Source organism: Deminuibacter soli (genome assembly GCF_003412455.1).
Taxonomy (GTDB): Bacteria; Bacteroidota; Bacteroidia; order Chitinophagales; family Chitinophagaceae; genus Deminuibacter; species Deminuibacter soli.
Window position 1 is genome coordinate 14230 of record NZ_QTJU01000001.1, and the last position, 14616, is coordinate 28845.

10 protein-coding genes and 1 riboswitch are annotated in these 14616 nt (G+C 47.9%); all 10 genes read right to left on the minus strand.

Annotated elements, in window-relative coordinates:
* Positions 1 to 52 precede the first annotated feature (52 nt).
* The 10 genes from DXN05_RS00060 to DXN05_RS00105 all read right to left on the minus strand — a co-directional run bounded on the left by DXN05_RS00060 (position 53) and on the right by DXN05_RS00105 (position 13859).
* Positions 53 to 2920 carry a TonB-dependent receptor gene (locus tag DXN05_RS00060; RefSeq protein WP_116845177.1) on the minus strand — a complete coding sequence of 956 codons (2868 nt, stop codon included), beginning with the start codon at positions 2918 to 2920 and terminating at the stop codon, positions 53 to 55.
* 124 nt (positions 2921 to 3044) lie between these two features.
* Entirely contained in the window at positions 3045 to 4601 is a 1557-nt protein-coding gene (locus tag DXN05_RS00065; RefSeq protein ID WP_116845178.1) for a TSUP family transporter, read from the minus strand.
* A 14-nt stretch (positions 4602 to 4615) separates the two neighbouring features.
* On the minus strand, positions 4616 to 6298 hold the full coding sequence (locus tag DXN05_RS00070; protein ID WP_116845179.1) for an NADPH-dependent assimilatory sulfite reductase hemoprotein subunit: 1683 nt from the start codon (positions 6296 to 6298) through the stop codon (positions 4616 to 4618).
* 30 nt (positions 6299 to 6328) lie between these two features.
* Positions 6329 to 8026: a diflavin oxidoreductase gene (locus tag DXN05_RS00075; RefSeq protein ID WP_116845180.1), complete on the minus strand. Its 1698-nt coding sequence runs from the start codon at positions 8024 to 8026 to the stop codon at positions 6329 to 6331.
* Entirely contained in the window at positions 8010 to 8864 is an 855-nt protein-coding gene (cobA, locus tag DXN05_RS00080; protein ID WP_116845181.1) for a uroporphyrinogen-III C-methyltransferase, read from the minus strand. The genes DXN05_RS00075 and cobA overlap by 17 nt, the downstream gene beginning before the upstream one ends.
* 80 nt (positions 8865 to 8944) lie before the next feature.
* Positions 8945 to 9859 carry a cysteine synthase A gene (gene cysK / locus DXN05_RS00085; RefSeq protein ID WP_116845182.1) on the minus strand — a complete coding sequence of 305 codons (915 nt, stop codon included), beginning with the start codon at positions 9857 to 9859 and terminating at the stop codon, positions 8945 to 8947.
* A 124-nt stretch (positions 9860 to 9983) separates the two neighbouring features.
* Entirely contained in the window at positions 9984 to 10820 is an 837-nt protein-coding gene (gene epsC, locus DXN05_RS00090; protein WP_116845183.1) for a serine O-acetyltransferase EpsC, read from the minus strand.
* A 45-nt stretch (positions 10821 to 10865) separates the two neighbouring features.
* Positions 10866 to 12107: a sulfate adenylyltransferase subunit 1 gene (locus DXN05_RS00095; protein ID WP_116846331.1), complete on the minus strand. Its 1242-nt coding sequence runs from the start codon at positions 12105 to 12107 to the stop codon at positions 10866 to 10868.
* Between the two features lie 69 nt (positions 12108 to 12176).
* Positions 12177 to 13085: a sulfate adenylyltransferase subunit CysD gene (gene cysD, locus DXN05_RS00100; protein WP_116845184.1), complete on the minus strand. Its 909-nt coding sequence runs from the start codon at positions 13083 to 13085 to the stop codon at positions 12177 to 12179.
* 45 nt (positions 13086 to 13130) lie between these two features.
* Positions 13131 to 13859 (minus strand): phosphoadenylyl-sulfate reductase, encoded by a 729-nt coding sequence (locus tag DXN05_RS00105; RefSeq protein WP_116845185.1) that lies wholly within the window; start codon positions 13857 to 13859, stop codon positions 13131 to 13133.
* 448 nt (positions 13860 to 14307) lie between these two features.
* Positions 14308 to 14435: riboswitch (SAM riboswitch) on the plus strand.
* Positions 14436 to 14616: the final 181 nt, after the last annotated feature.

Here is a 14616-nt window from a genome sequence, read left to right on the forward strand (position 1 = left end):
AAAAAAAGATAGGCAGCCCAGGCTAACAGCCGTGAGCTTTATAAGGAATATTTTATTTGAATAAACCGTCAAAAGTCCAGGTTACGTAGTACAGCGCTCCCATAGTGGGGCCGCCAACATACTGGAAATAGCGGTGGTTAAACACATCGGTACCACCCAGCTTAAAGCTGCTTTGCCATTTGGGTACATGGTAGGTAACCTGTGCATCAATGGTGCCGTAAGCGGGCACAGTACCGTTGCCAAACAGGTTTTGCCAGTAAAAGCTTTGCTGCCAGTGCCATACCACATTAAAGCCCAGGTTGCGGGTCACTGCCCTGTTGCCAAAGCTCAGGTTGGTAAACCATTCCGGTGTGTTAAAGCCGGGAATCAATGCATCGTCTTTGGTTTTATCCTGCGACAGCTTATTGAAGTTGGCATTGCCACTTACGGTATAGCCTTTGTAAAAATTATAGGTAACACCCAGTGCTACGCCATAGTTGCTTACAGATGATTTGCTGTTCGTCCACACGCGGTAACGGTTCTGGAATTTTTTATCAGTCATTTCATGCAGCACATTGGCATCGGGGTTTTGCACATCACCGGTTAAAGGCACAGTAGCATCTACCTGGCCAATAAAGTTTTTATACTGGCTGTAGTAACCATCAATATCTATAAACACTTTGTTATCGGCCAGCACTGTTTTATAACCGGCTTCAAACGCATGAATCTGTTCGGGTTTAATGGCTTCGAGATTAGCCACTTTCAGGATGCCCGCATTTTTTGCCTCAGCCTCGGCCTGTGTAGGTTTGGGCGTAGTGGTGTTGATGTATGTTTTTACAGCAGTGGCGTATTTATCGGCTGTTGTAGTGAGGTAAGAATTCTGGAAATAGCCCAGTCCTGTTTCAATAAACGGCAAACCGCCTACGCGGCGTACCTGCCCGTTGTTTACAAAGCTGAATGCTTCAAACAAGGCGGGGAAACGATAACCCGTTTGGAAAGATGCACGGAAGTTGTGTTTCTCTTTCAGTGTGTATACTGCAGAAACACGGGGGTTGAATTTGCCACTGAAATAATCGTTCTTATCATAACGCAGCGAACCGGTTAGCTTCAGTTTTTCATTCAGCAATGTTTTGGCCACTTGTACAAAACCACCTGTTTTTGCGTATTTCAGGTCATTGCCGCCGGGCTGGTTTCTTTTGTCAATAGGCCGTGAAAAATCAACAAAGTTATTTCCGTCCGGCTGCACCTTGTACAACCGGTAGTCGGCACCAAGCAGCACATCGGCAAAGTGAATGTATTTGCGCAGGTTCCAGGTACCTTCTGCATGGTAAAAATGGCTGCGTTGCAGCAATGCCGCACCGCCTGTATGGTTGCTGGTATCTTTTGAGGTGGGGTAAATGTCCCAGTCATTGCGCTTCTTAATCTTTGCTACCTGGTCGTTAAAGGCAGCAGTACCGGGTGTGTAACGCCCTGCGTCGGCCGCTGCGCGGCCTGCCTGGTGTGCAGCCAGCAACTGGTTATCTGTAGGATGTGTGGGATCTGCATCTGCTGCCAATGCGGCATTCAGCGCGCGGGTATAATCCGCACTCCAGATACTGTCTGATTTAAATGATTTCTCCAGGTTATCGGCCAGCGGGTTCATATTATAGGAATGGCCTGTGTTTTCGATAGAAGTGTATGCTTTGAAACTGAAATCCGCGTGGGTTAATTCTATTTTGTGGTTTTGCACGGTTACACCCTGCAGGCCAATCCTGTTACCGCGCTGAAAGAATCCATCCATTTTACCATAACGGTAGGCATAGGATATTTCCAGCCCCGGTGTAATGCGGTAATGCAGTGCCACATCCACTTTGGTGTTGCCAACAGAGTTATCGCCCACCAGGTCTCTTTCCCAGTACCCGGTACGGTGAACGGTATATTGGTTTTTGTTGCGGTCGGTGATGTTGATGTTCGAGTTATCGCCGTATTTGTTCCACGCGTCGTTAGCTATATTATTGGCGCCGTTGAGTATGGGAAATGCGGGGTTAAGGTTGGGCGTAAAATCTGTGTGGTTATCTGCATACCAGTCTGTACCCTTGAAGTAAGTGAAGTTTACTTTAAACGCAAACTTGTCGTTAAAGGCTTTTGCAAAACGCAGCGATGTTTCGGTTAAGGGTTTTGCAGAACTGCCCTTGCCATCGAAATGATTGAGGCCGCCTTTCTGGTAAACACTCAAGCCCTGGTATTTGAACGGACTTTTGGTAATGAGGTTCGACATCCCGTTTAACGCATTCATGCCGTACAGTGCAGAAGAGGCACCTGGCGTAACTTCTATGCTTTGAATATCCAGCTCAGAAGGCCCGATGGCATTACCCAGTGGTACGCCCAGGGTGGCAGCCTGGTTGTCTACCCCATCTATCAGCTGCATAAAACGGAAATTGTTCGGCACGTTAAAACCACGTGTATTGAAAATTTTAAAGGTTAACCCTGCAGTGGTCATCTGCACATTTTTAAGGTTACCGATGGCATCATAAAAAGAGGCAGCAGGTGTTTCTTTCAATGCCCTGATATCAAGCTTTTCAATGGTTACGGGCGATTGCAGCAGTTTCTCCTGCTGGCGGCTCGCGGTTACTACCACTTCATTGGCAATATAGGTTTGCGTGGTAAGCTGTATGGCCAGCTTGGTGTTGGCGCTTTTTACTTCAAACTCCTGTGGCAAAAAACCAACCGAAGTAATGACAATACGGAAAGGAAACTTCTGCCCGATAATTAAAGAGAAGTGACCAACCGAATCACTCACGGTTCCTTTTTTGGTACCCTGTATTTGTATGGCGGCGCCGGGCACAGGCTGGCCTTCGGGTGTAGTAACTTTACCGCTCACCACTACCGACCCATTCAGCTGGGCCAGCAGTGCTGCGGGCGAAAGCAGCAGCATTAAAAGTAGCAATCTTGTAATTCGCATAGCATTTGTTTGTTTTGTAATAGCCGGGTTACGGCAGCAGTTTTGGTTGCGCAATATAGTCCATTATTTTAGTAGACTACTATTTTATTAAAAAATCCGGTGTTTTATGCCGGATGATAGTCCGTTAAAAGAAAGCCTTAAACAAAATACGCAGGCTGCAAATGATCACCAGCGTGCCCACGCAGATAAACATGGTCTTTAGCGGCAGTTTGCCTACCAGCTTAGCCGCAATCGGTGCAGCAATTAGTCCGCCGAGAATAAGCCCTGCTATTACCTGTACCGGTGTTTCGTGCATAATCACGATAAACGTAGTGGTACTGGCAATAGACGTAAAGAATTTGGTTAAGGTAGACGTACCGATGGTATACTGCGGATTCCTGCCCCTCGAAATAAGCGTACTGGTTACCAGCGGGCCCCAGCCGCCGCCGAAGGCATCCAGGAAACCACCGAGCATGGCTACCGGACCAACGCGTGTGATCTTTTTCTGTTTTTTTCTTTTTGCAAAAGCTTTCGCGATAATACGGAAGCCAAGGTAAAAAGTATATACCGATACCAGCGGACGCAGCCAGTGCGCATATTTATCGCCAATGGTAGAAATTACCACCGCACCGCATATAGCGCCAATGGCACCGGGAATAGCCAGTGCCTTCAGCAGTTTTTTATTCACGTTACCATAGCGGTAATGACTGATGCCTGTAGCCCCCACCGAAAACATTTCAGCCATATGTACGCTGCTGCTGATGGAAGCCAGCCGCACCCCGGCTGACATTAACAAGGTAGTGGACAATACGCCGTAACCCATACCCATGGCCCCGTCTACCAGCTGCGCCAGGAAACCTGCGCCCAGCATCCACAAAAAATTATCGCCGCCATACCTGGCCACATATACTTTGGCATTGAGAATCCATGCTGCGGGTATGTAGGAGAAAATGACCGCACCTACAATCATACAAATTACAGCAAACACGCAAACACGTACAATGCGTATCCAGAGCGGCGGTTTGTGCGGTGGTTGTTTGAGCGCAGCAGCAGGCGCTTCTGTTACAGCTGCCGGTGTTTCTACCAGTACTTTGGTAATATCATTCAGCTGCTGTACTTTATGCTGAAAGTCGCCATTCAGTCGCTGGCGAATGGTATGCAGGTTATTGATTACATCATTGAGCTGTGCCGGCAGTGCATCGTTCAACACTTCACGCAGGCGCTTGGCAGCGGTGGGTGATTTGCCGTTGGTAGAAATGGCAATTTTAAGATCCCCTTTCTGCACAATAGAGCCCAGGTAAAAATCACACAGCTCTGGTGTATCAGCCACATTAGCCAGCAACCGCTTGTCTTTAGCCAGCCTGCGTATTACGGCACTTGTTTCGCTGTTGTCAATAGCGATTACCACCACATCTTTTCCCTCCAGGTCGGCCGGTTCAAAATCGCGTTCAATGATATGTACGGCAGGGTAATCTGCTGCAAACACCCGCAGTTCGTTCAGTACACGGCCGGCTACGATAGTGATGCGTGTTTGCGGGGCGTTGTGCAGCAGGGCATGCAGTTTTTCAAGCCCTACATTGCCTGCTCCCACCAGCAGCACATGCAGCTGTTCGAGCTTCAGGAAAACAGGAAACAACGGGTTGTTCTGCCCGTTGTTTTCTGCCTGCGTTTCTGTTGGTATAACCTGTTGGTTGGTTATCATATTTGCCAGTGAATTTATATTGCTACTATTTTTTCCCGGAGTACAAAATCGCCAAAGCTTTCGTTCTTTTTCCTTTTTGCACTGTACAATCCCAGCAGGCCGTCCAGCTCCTGCAAGATAGCTGCCTCATCGAGGTTTTCCCGGTATTTCGTATTCAGCCTTGTGCCGTAACGGTCGCCTCCCAAATGCAGGTTGTAGCGGCCATAGGCTGTGCCGATAAAACCAATCTCTGCTACATATGGCCTGCCGCAGCCATTGGGGCAACCGGTCATGCGCACGCTGATGGCTTCTTTGTCCAGCTTATGCCTTGCCAGCAGTACTTCTATTTTATCAATCAGCAGGGGCAGGTAACGCTGTGCTTCGGCCAGTGCCAGCGGGCAGGTGTTAAAGGCCACGCAGGCGATAGAATTTTTGCGCACTTCGCTTGCCTGCCCCGTATGCGCGAGTACATGGTGTTTTTCAAGAATGGCTGCAACGGCCGCTTTGTTTGCCGGTTCAATATCTGCGAGTATCAGTTTCTGGTTGGCCGTAAAACGGAAATTGGCCAGTTTCACCTGCGCCACTTCGAGCATGGCCGATTTCAGTGTAACTGCTTCGGTATCGAGTACCCGGCCATTTTCGGTAAACACGGTATAATACCATTTGCCTTCATGGTTCTGCTGCCAGCCATACAGGTCGTGCCTTTCCGTAAAGCTGTAAGCGCGCGCAGGTTCCAGTGCAAAGCCACAGCGCTTTTCCAGTTCTGCTTTAAATTGCTCCACGCCCATTTTATCGATGGTGTATTTAAGCCTGGATAATTTTCGGTCACTGCGGTTGCCATAATCGCGCTGTATGGTGATGATTTCATATGCTGCTTTAAACAGCTTTTCATCCGTATCCACAAAACCCAGCACAGTACCCAGCCTGGGATAAGTATTCGGGTTGCCATGCGTGGTACCCAAACCACCGCCTGCCACAATATTGAAGCCTTTCAGCTGTTCGTTTTCGATAATGGCAATCAACCCGAGATCGTTGATGAATACATCTACATCGTTGTTTGGCGGAATGGCAATGGCCATTTTGAATTTACGGGGCAGGTAACGATCCTGGTACAGGTTGTCTTCTTCCTTCGTTTTATCGGTAAGCGGTTCTTCGTTCAGCCATATTTCGTAATACGCACGCGTTTTGGGCAATCCCAGCTGGCTAAGTTTATCAGCGTAAGCAAATATCTGCTCATGAATGGCAGATTGCTTCGGATGCGCCGCACAAATCACGTTACGGTTCACGTCACCGCAGGCGGCAATGGAATCCAGGCCAACGGTATTAAAATCCTGCAGCGTTGGTTTAATATGCGATTTCACAATACCATGTAGCTGTATGGTTTGCCTGGTGGTTATTTTGATGATGCCTGTTGCATGGTCGCCTGCAATATGGTGCAGCGCTTCCCACTGTTCGGGGGTTAAAAAACCGCCCGGCAAACGCAGTCGCACCATGTAAGAATACAGCCATTCCAGTTTCTTCGCGCTGCGTTCCTCGCGGCGGTCACGGTCATCCTGCTGGTACATGCCGTGAAACTTAATGAGCGACTGGTCATCCTCGTACAAAGCGCCGGTTAAGTCGTTGCGCAGGCTTTCTTTCAGGGTGCCGCGCAGTCCGTCACTGGCCAGTTTGATGCGTTCAACCGGTGATAAATTATTGGTATTGTTGTTTTGTGACATGTTGTTTGTTTTACTGCTGTACAGTAAGCATTAATATACATCTTTCAGGTACCTGCCCTCTTCCTGCAACTGTTCCAGGTATGCTTTGGCTTCAGCGGTTGTTTTCGCTCCCTTTTCGCTGATCAGTTCCAGCAGGGCAGCTTCCACATCTTCGCTCATCGGTGCTTTGGCGCCGCATACATATACCGCAGCGCCATTCTGCAGCCAATCCCATACTTCAGCAGCTTGCTGTTGCAGGCGGTGCTGTACATAAATCTTGTCTTCCTGGTCGCGTGAAAAAGCCAGGCTTACATTGTGCAATGCACCGGTTTGCACGTAGTTCTGAATTTCTGTCTGGTACAGGAAATCTGAACTGAAATGCTGTTCGCCAAAAAACAGCCAGTTACGGCCGCTGGCACCCAGCGCATCGCGTTCTGCAATAAAAGAACGGAACGGTGCAATACCTGTACCCGGACCAATCATAATCACGTCTCTGCTTTCTTCAGGCAGGCGGAACAGGCTGTTGGGATGAATATAAAAATCAAACGTATCGCCAGGTTTCAGCTGTGACAGGAAATCTGAACACAGGCCGTATTTTTTCTCCCCATTTATATCAAATCCGCAACGTGACACGGTTAAATGAATTTCATTCCCATGTGCAGCAGGTGAAGATGCAATGGAATACAAACGCGGAGCGATGGGCTCCAGTATGCTGAACACTTCTTCAAACTGCGCCGCATCTTTTACGGGGTATATCTTCAGCAGGTCAACCAGGTCTATCCGTGTTACGGGAATATCCTGCTGTACAATGATGGCATATTGGGCAACCACCCTTTCAGGCAAGTGCTGCAGGTTTATCTTCTTTACCAGCAGTTCGTATGCAGTGGCAGTTGTATCCCTGAAAGCAATTTCTGTATCCCCTTTTAAGCCGGTGAGGGAAAGAATAGCTTCCACCAATGCGGGTTTGTTGTGTGGTATCAACCCCAGTGAGTCACCGGGCAGATAGGCCACATCTTCCTCCGCACCAATTTCAATATGATGCGTTTGCTTGTTTGAATCGCGGTCGTTCAGGTTGATATTCGTAATAATGGTGCCGGTATAATTCTTTTTGTGCGCTGCTTTCTTCACGGGTACAGGAGCTGCCGACGCAGTGCCTGACAAGGATTGTATTACCTGTTCAAACCATTGTGCTGCTTCCGTTTCATAGTCTGTATCACATTTCACCAGCGATAACACACGGTTACCGCCAAGCTTTTGCAGCTGGGCATCTACATCTTCCGCCGCTTTGCAGAACAAGGGGTATGAAGTATCACCCAGGCCCAGTACTGCAAACTTCAGGTTGTGCAATTGCAGGGGCTGCTGGTGAATATGATCATAAAACTTTTGTGCAGTGGCAGGCGGTTCGCCATCGCCCTGGGTGCTGATCACAGCAAACAGGTACTCTTCTTTTGCAAGATCGCTGAGGCGGTATTGATCCAGCCCGGCGAGTTTTACGGTAACTCCTTTTTTCTTGGCTGCAGCAGCAAACTGTGTGGCCAGTTTTTTTGAATTACCGGTTTCAGTGCCATAGGTAATGGTGATTTTTTTTACCAGCACTGCTGCTGCTTCTGCAACGGCAGGCACTGCCGGCACGGCCTCACCATTGCTTTGCATTAAACCTGCAAGAAAGCCATTCATCCAGATCAGCTCATCGCGCGAAGCTTTGCTCACCAGCTCCCTGAACACTTGTAAATTAGGCTCTGCTAACATGGGCTGTACGTTTTTGCGGGTGAAGAATGGCTGCGTGCATGGGGGCTACAGCTTTAAAATATTCCTCCTGGCTGTTGCTGTTGCCTAACCAGGCAAACTGGCGGTGCAGGTCAACCACCTTGCCTATTACTACGAGTGAAGGCGACACAAATTGTTTGCCTTTCAGCAGGGTGTTAAACTCGTGAATATGGCAGGTATACACATTCTGCAAGGCAGTGGTAGCCTGTTCTATTACAGCCAGCTGCATGGACGCATCGATACCATGCCTGGTTAAATTGGTTACAATGCCTTCAATGGTATCGGCAGACATATAAAACACCAAAGTATCAGTGGTGTGTGCCAGTTCTTTCCAGTAGGCATCTGCGATCACTTCATTTTTATAAAAAGTAAGAAAACGCACGGCGGTGGAATATTCACGTGCCGTAAGCGGCATGCCTGCATAAGCAGCAGCACCGAGCGCAGCTGTTACACCGGGTATAATTTCGTAGGGAATGCCCAGCTCTTTCAGCGTGATCAGTTCATCGAGTATATTGGAGAAAATTGATACATCACCACCTTTTAAACGCACCACCAGCTTGCCTTCCAGCGCGTATTTCGCCAACAGTGCATTGATCGATTCCTGCGGGGTGGAATTGCCTTTGCGGCATTGTTTGCCCACATAAATAACCTGTGCGGCTTCGTTTACATACCATTTCAGTATGTCATCGCTTACCAGCCGGTCGGTTAATACCACATCGGCCTGGCGAAGGTAACGGATAGCTTTGGCCGTAATCAGCTCCGGGTCGCCGGGGCCGGCTGCTGCCAGTATCACTTTTCCTGTTGTATGTTGCAGAGACATTAGTTCATTAATTTAGTAGAATAATAAAACGCACCGTGTCTTCCGGTACTGTCTTTTATCTGCTGCATGCAGCGGTTAGTTTAAAACAATCCGTCTATTGATAAATACCTTTCGCCAGTATCGTAATTGAATGTAAGCACGGTTGCGCCGGCGGGAATTTCCGGCAGTTTCTTTGCCACTGCGGCCAGTGCAGCGCCGGTAGATATACCTGTAAATACGCCTTCTTCTTTTGCAAAACGCTGTGCATATTCAAACGCTTCGTCTTTCCCCACCTGTATCACGCCATCGAGCAGCTGCGTATTCATAATGGAGGGTATAAAACCGGCGCCCAGGCCCTGCAGCGGGTGCGGTGAAGGACTGCCGCCGCTCAGTACAGGCGACAATTCAGGTTCTACTGCAAACACTTTCAGGTCAGGAAAATGCTGTTTCAATACTTCAGCAACACCGGTAATATGCCCGCCGGTACCTACACCTGTAATCAGGTAATCGATGCCACCGGGAAAATCGTTCAGTATTTCACGCGCAGTTGTTTTGCGGTGTACTTCAGTATTGGCTGCATTGTCAAACTGCTGCGGCATCCATGCATGCGGCGTGGCGTTTACCAGCTCAGTTGCCTTTTCAATGGCGCCTTTCATGCCTTTTTCGCGCGGTGTTAATACAAACTCAGCGCCATAGGCAGCCATCAGTTTCCTGCGCTCAATGCTCATTGATTCCGGCATTACCAGTATTAACCGGTACCCCTTAACAGCTGCTACCAGCGCCAAACCAATGCCGGTGTTGCCCGATGTTGGTTCAATAATAACGCTCTCTTTATTCAACAATCCCTTCTGCTCCGCATCTTCAATCATCGCAAGGGCAATACGGTCTTTAATACTGTTGCCCGGGTTGCTGCGCTCCAGTTTTATCCAAACGTTGGCACTGCTTCCGTTGTACAGTTTATTGATCCGCAAATGGGGCGTGTTGCCAATGGTTTCTAAAATGCTGTTTGCTTTCATGGTTGATTCTTTTTGCCTTGATTTTCTGATTCAACAAAGTTGCTGCATATTGAACAACGGCTTACATCACTATTGGTGATAGCCCATTACTTCAGGTTATGACACCCTTGTTTCTGATAACCTGTTAAATCACAAAATTCAAAGGCTCGGGAAAAGGATTGTTGTCTTTTACGCGTATTTCGCTTTTATGATAAACGACAGATGCCGCCGGCACGCTGTAGGTTAAAAATACATTGCCGCCGATAATGCTATCGTGCCCCACCACTGTTGTGCCGCCTAAAATGCTGGCGCCGGAGTAAATAATCACATTGTCTTCAATGGTAGGATGGCGCTTGGTATCGGCCCCCTTGCTTTTGGCTACATTAAGTGCGCCCAGTGTTACCCCCTGGTAAATTTTTACATGATCGCCGATAACCGTTGTTTCACCAATTACAATGCCGGTGCCGTGGTCAATGGCGAAGGCCTTACCAATAGTAGCACCGGGGTGAATATCGATACCCGTATTGCTATGTGCATACTCAGTTAAAATGCGTGGCAGTACCGGCACATCCAGCTCCCACAGCGCATGTGCAAAGCGGTATACGGCAGTGGCAAAAAAACCGGGATAGGCAATCAGCACTTCCTCCACGCTGCGCGCTGCGGGATCAAACTCCAGAATGGCGTTGGCATCTTCCAGCAACACTTCGTAAATGGAAGGTATTTCTTCAAAAAAGGCCTCTGCAGCGGTTTGCAGGGTTTGGGTATTGGCAATTACATCCTGCAGCAGGGTTTGCAAATGGCCCTGCAGGTTGGCGTAGGCGTTCTCCACATCCAGCAGGTTACGCATTTTGCCCTTGGTGGCGCCAAAGAGAAAATGAAATAACCGGTCGGTAAATTCCGCAGCCAGCGTTTTACTGGGATAACCGGTAAATCCATGCTGGTTGCGTTGAAAAAGAGCCGACAGAAATTGCTGTTGTGTCATCGCTTTGCTTTTATCGTTGAATCGTTGGATGTTTCGTTTCGTGGTTTATTGAATCATGCAGGCGCCCACGGTAACATGACTTGTTTCGTCAATTAAAATAGCGCCGCCGCTGGTACGCAGTTTTTTGTATGCGTCAAATGCAACAGGCCTGGCTACTTTAATTGTTGCCTTTACAATATCGTTCAGGACTGCCTGTTCAGGACTGGCATGCTGTTCCAGCGTGTTTACATCTACCTTGTATTGCAGTTCTTTTACCACGCTTTTTACCACCGTGCTGTTTAACTGCAGCAGGTATTTTTTACCGGCAGCCAATGGTTTTGTATCCATCCAGCACAGCAGCACTTCCAGCTCCTGCGCTACGTTTGGCTGGTCATTGCTTTTTACAATTACATCGCCACGGCTAATGTCTACATCATCGGCCAGGTGCAGTATAACGCTTTGCGGCGCAAATGCTTCTTCCACTTCCTTGCCATTTAATTCAATGGCCGTAATGGTGCTGGTTACACCGGAAGGCAGCACGGTAACAGCATCGCCTTTTTTGTAGATACCGCTGTGCAGCTTGCCTGCATAACCACGATAGTCGTGCAGTTCTTCTGTTTGCGGGCGAATAACGTATTGCACCGGGAAACGGGCATGCTCCAGGTCAATATCCTGCTGTACCTGTACTTTTTCAAGAATAGACAGCAGCGCCTCCCCTTCGTACCAGGGTGTGGTTGCCGCTTTTTCTACAATATTATCGCCCTTCAGCGCACTGATGGGAATATAGGTTACCTCTTTTAAACCCAGTGATTTTGCCATGTTGGCGTAATCAATCACAATGTTGTTGTATACATCCTGCGAGTATTCTACCAGGTCCATTTTATTGATGGCTACCACTACATGCGGCAAACCCAGCAGTGATGCAATAATGCTGTGGCGCCTGGTTTGTTCTACCACACCGCTGCGTGCATCAACCAGGATAATGATCAGGTCTGAGTTGGATGCACCGGTAACCATGTTACGGGTGTACTGTATATGACCGGGTGCATCGGCTATAATAAACTTGCGGCTGGGTGTGGAGAAATATTTGTACGCCACATCAATGGTGATACCCTGTTCGCGCTCAGCACGCAGGCCATCGGTTAACAAGGCCAGGTCTATTTCACCGTCTTCCTTGTTCTTACTCTGTTTTTCAATTGCTTCCAGCTGGTCAATCAGTATGCTTTTGCTGTCGTACAGCAAACGGCCTATTAACGTGCTTTTGCCGTCGTCTACACTGCCGGCTGTGATAAAACGCAGTAAATCCATAAATGTGGTTATTAAGAAACCGGCACTTCGCAGCACCGGCGATGAATAAAATGTTGTTGCAATACCTGTTTAGAAATAGCCGTTCTTTTTCCTGTCTTCCATGGCTGCTTCAGATACCTTATCGTCGATGCGTGTTTCACCGCGTTCACTGGTTTTGGTAGCGGTTATTTCGCGGATGATATCATCGATATTGGTGGCGACTGATTCAACAGCAGCAGTACAGGTCATATCACCTACCGTGCGGTAACGAACGGTTTTGGTAACAACGCTGTCTGTGGGTTCCAGCTGTATAAATTCAGAAGTAGCCACCAGTTGTCCTTCGTATTCCAGCACTTCCCTTTCGTGTGAAAAGTAAATGGATGGCAGCGCAATTTTTTCGCGGCGTATGTAATTCCAGATATCCAGCTCTGTCCAGTTGCTGATAGGGAACACACGTACGTTTTCGCCCTTGCTTATTTTACCATTGTAGATATTCCACAACTCAGGACGCTGGCGTTTGGGATCCCACTGGCCAAATTCATCACGTACGGAGAAGATGCGTTCTTTGGCGCGTGCTTTTTCTTCATCCCTGCGTGCGCCGCCTATGCAGGCATCAAATTCAAACTCTTCGATGGTATCGAGCAGGGTAAAGGTTTGCAGTGCATTGCGGCTTGCGAATTTGCCTTTGGGTTCTGTTAAACCCTTGGCTTTAATGGTATCTGCTACTTTGCGCACAATGAGTTTTTCACCAATCTGTTCGGCCAGCATATCCCTGAAAGCAAGGGCTTCGGGAAAGTTGTGACCTGTATCAATATGTACCAGCGGAAAAGGGAATTTACCGGGGCGGAATGCTTTTAATGCCAGGTGCACCAGGGTAATGGAATCTTTACCACCACTAAACAGCAATGCAGGACGTTCAAACTGCCCTGCCACTTCGCGCATGATGTGTATTGATTCTGATTCTAACTGGTCCAGGTAATCCAAACGGTATTGTGACATACGATCTATTTAAAGTCGGAAAAGTTGTTGTTGAAAATAACGGGTTTAATTGGCATGTACATGCAGTCCGCATTCTTTTTTATCTGCATCTTCCCACCACCAGCGGCCGGCCCTGAAATCTTCGCCGGGTTTAATGGCCCGTGTGCAGGGCGCACAGCCAATGCTTACAAAACCGCGGTCGTGCAAAGGATTATAGGGAATATTGTTGTTGTGTACAAATGCAGTTAATTCATCCGTATCCCAATTGAGCAACGGGTGGTATTTAACTAAGTTGTTGCTGCCATCCCATTCTACCTGCGTCATGTCGTGGCGGTTGGGTGAATGCGCAGCGCGGATACCGGTGATCCATACTTTTTTATTGCGCAACGCGCGTTGCAGTGGTTCTACCTTGCGTATGTGGCAGCACTGTTTGCGGTTGTCAACTGATTCGTAAAAATTGTTGGGACCTTTTTCTCCTACAAATGCCTGCAGCGAAGTAGCATCGGGATAATAAGGTGTAATAGGCTGCCGGTATTTCTGCAGTGTACTGCTCCAGGTACTGTAAGTTTCAGGAAACATGCGGCCGGTATCGAGTGTAAACACTTCGATGGGTAACTGGTTGCTAAAGATGAAGTGAGTGATCACCTGGTCTTCCCAGCTGAAACTGGTGGAAAATACAACCTGGCCGGGATAGGCTGCTGCAATGGCATGCAGCGCCGAAGGTATGTCGGTAGCTGCTTCGATGAGCTGTTGCAGATCGGAAATTTCTTTGTTTGCTGTACTCGTAAATGACATAGTAAAGTGCATTGATGGTAAGAGAATAAAAAGAACATTGCAGTAGGCTTACTGGCAACAACAACACTTGTTATGGAGGAAACGTACCATCAATGATTTTTTATTACCCTATCAACTTTGTAGACAAAAATAACAGACAAACATCATTTTTCCTGCTTTTTTTTAACCACACGGCCATTTTATTTTCCGGGAACACTTGGAAACCAGGGTGGGCAAAGGTTACAGCCCTGTAAAAAAATACCTTACAAGCGGTAGTTTGTTTAAGCAATTCATCCCGGGTATATACAAACTGCTATTGGCAAAATTTTCACATTTCGTAAAACCCAATACAGCAAAGCGTTTCAGGGCGGTTACAATAACCGCAAACGGTTGCTTTGAAAAAAAACCAGGCAATTTTTTTTGCAGGTAAACCAAATGCCACTGTATATTTGCACCAGTTCTTTTAGATCACTTATCAAGAAAGGCAGAGGGAAACGGCCCGATGAAGCCTTGGCAACCCTCCATCACGTACACGTAACAGCGTACCGGACGGAGAAGGTGCCAACTCCTACCCCACCAGTTGGGGAGAGATAAGTCAGCGTTAAGTTTAATATCCGCGAAGCCCTCGCATACCATATTCAAGCTCACCTGACTTCCCGGTGGGCTTTTTTTGTGCCTCCACCTTCTTTACCTGATAAGTTTTCTGCGAGCACTACACTGTCTAAACAACACATTTAACAACCGCTCCGGCAGCCCGTTGAGGTAACTGTACGAAGCA

Coding starts and splice junctions, on each gene's coding strand:
- DXN05_RS00095 (WP_116846331.1), bottom strand. CDS start 12,107: ATGGATTTACTGCGTTTTATCACAGCCGGCAGTGTAGACGACGGCAAA.
- DXN05_RS00065 (WP_116845178.1), bottom strand. CDS start 4,601: ATGATAACCAACCAACAGGTTATACCAACAGAAACGCAGGCAGAAAAC.
- DXN05_RS00070 (WP_116845179.1), bottom strand. CDS start 6,298: ATGTCACAAAACAACAATACCAATAATTTATCACCGGTTGAACGCATC.
- cysK (WP_116845182.1), bottom strand. CDS start 9,859: ATGAAAGCAAACAGCATTTTAGAAACCATTGGCAACACGCCCCATTTG.
- DXN05_RS00105 (WP_116845185.1), bottom strand. CDS start 13,859: ATGTCATTTACGAGTACAGCAAACAAAGAAATTTCCGATCTGCAACAG.
- epsC (WP_116845183.1), bottom strand. CDS start 10,820: ATGACACAACAGCAATTTCTGTCGGCTCTTTTTCAACGCAACCAGCAT.
- cysD (WP_116845184.1), bottom strand. CDS start 13,085: ATGTCACAATACCGTTTGGATTACCTGGACCAGTTAGAATCAGAATCA.
- DXN05_RS00060 (WP_116845177.1), bottom strand. CDS start 2,920: ATGCGAATTACAAGATTGCTACTTTTAATGCTGCTGCTTTCGCCCGCA.
- cobA (WP_116845181.1), bottom strand. CDS start 8,864: ATGTCTCTGCAACATACAACAGGAAAAGTGATACTGGCAGCAGCCGGC.
- DXN05_RS00075 (WP_116845180.1), bottom strand. CDS start 8,026: ATGTTAGCAGAGCCTAATTTACAAGTGTTCAGGGAGCTGGTGAGCAAA.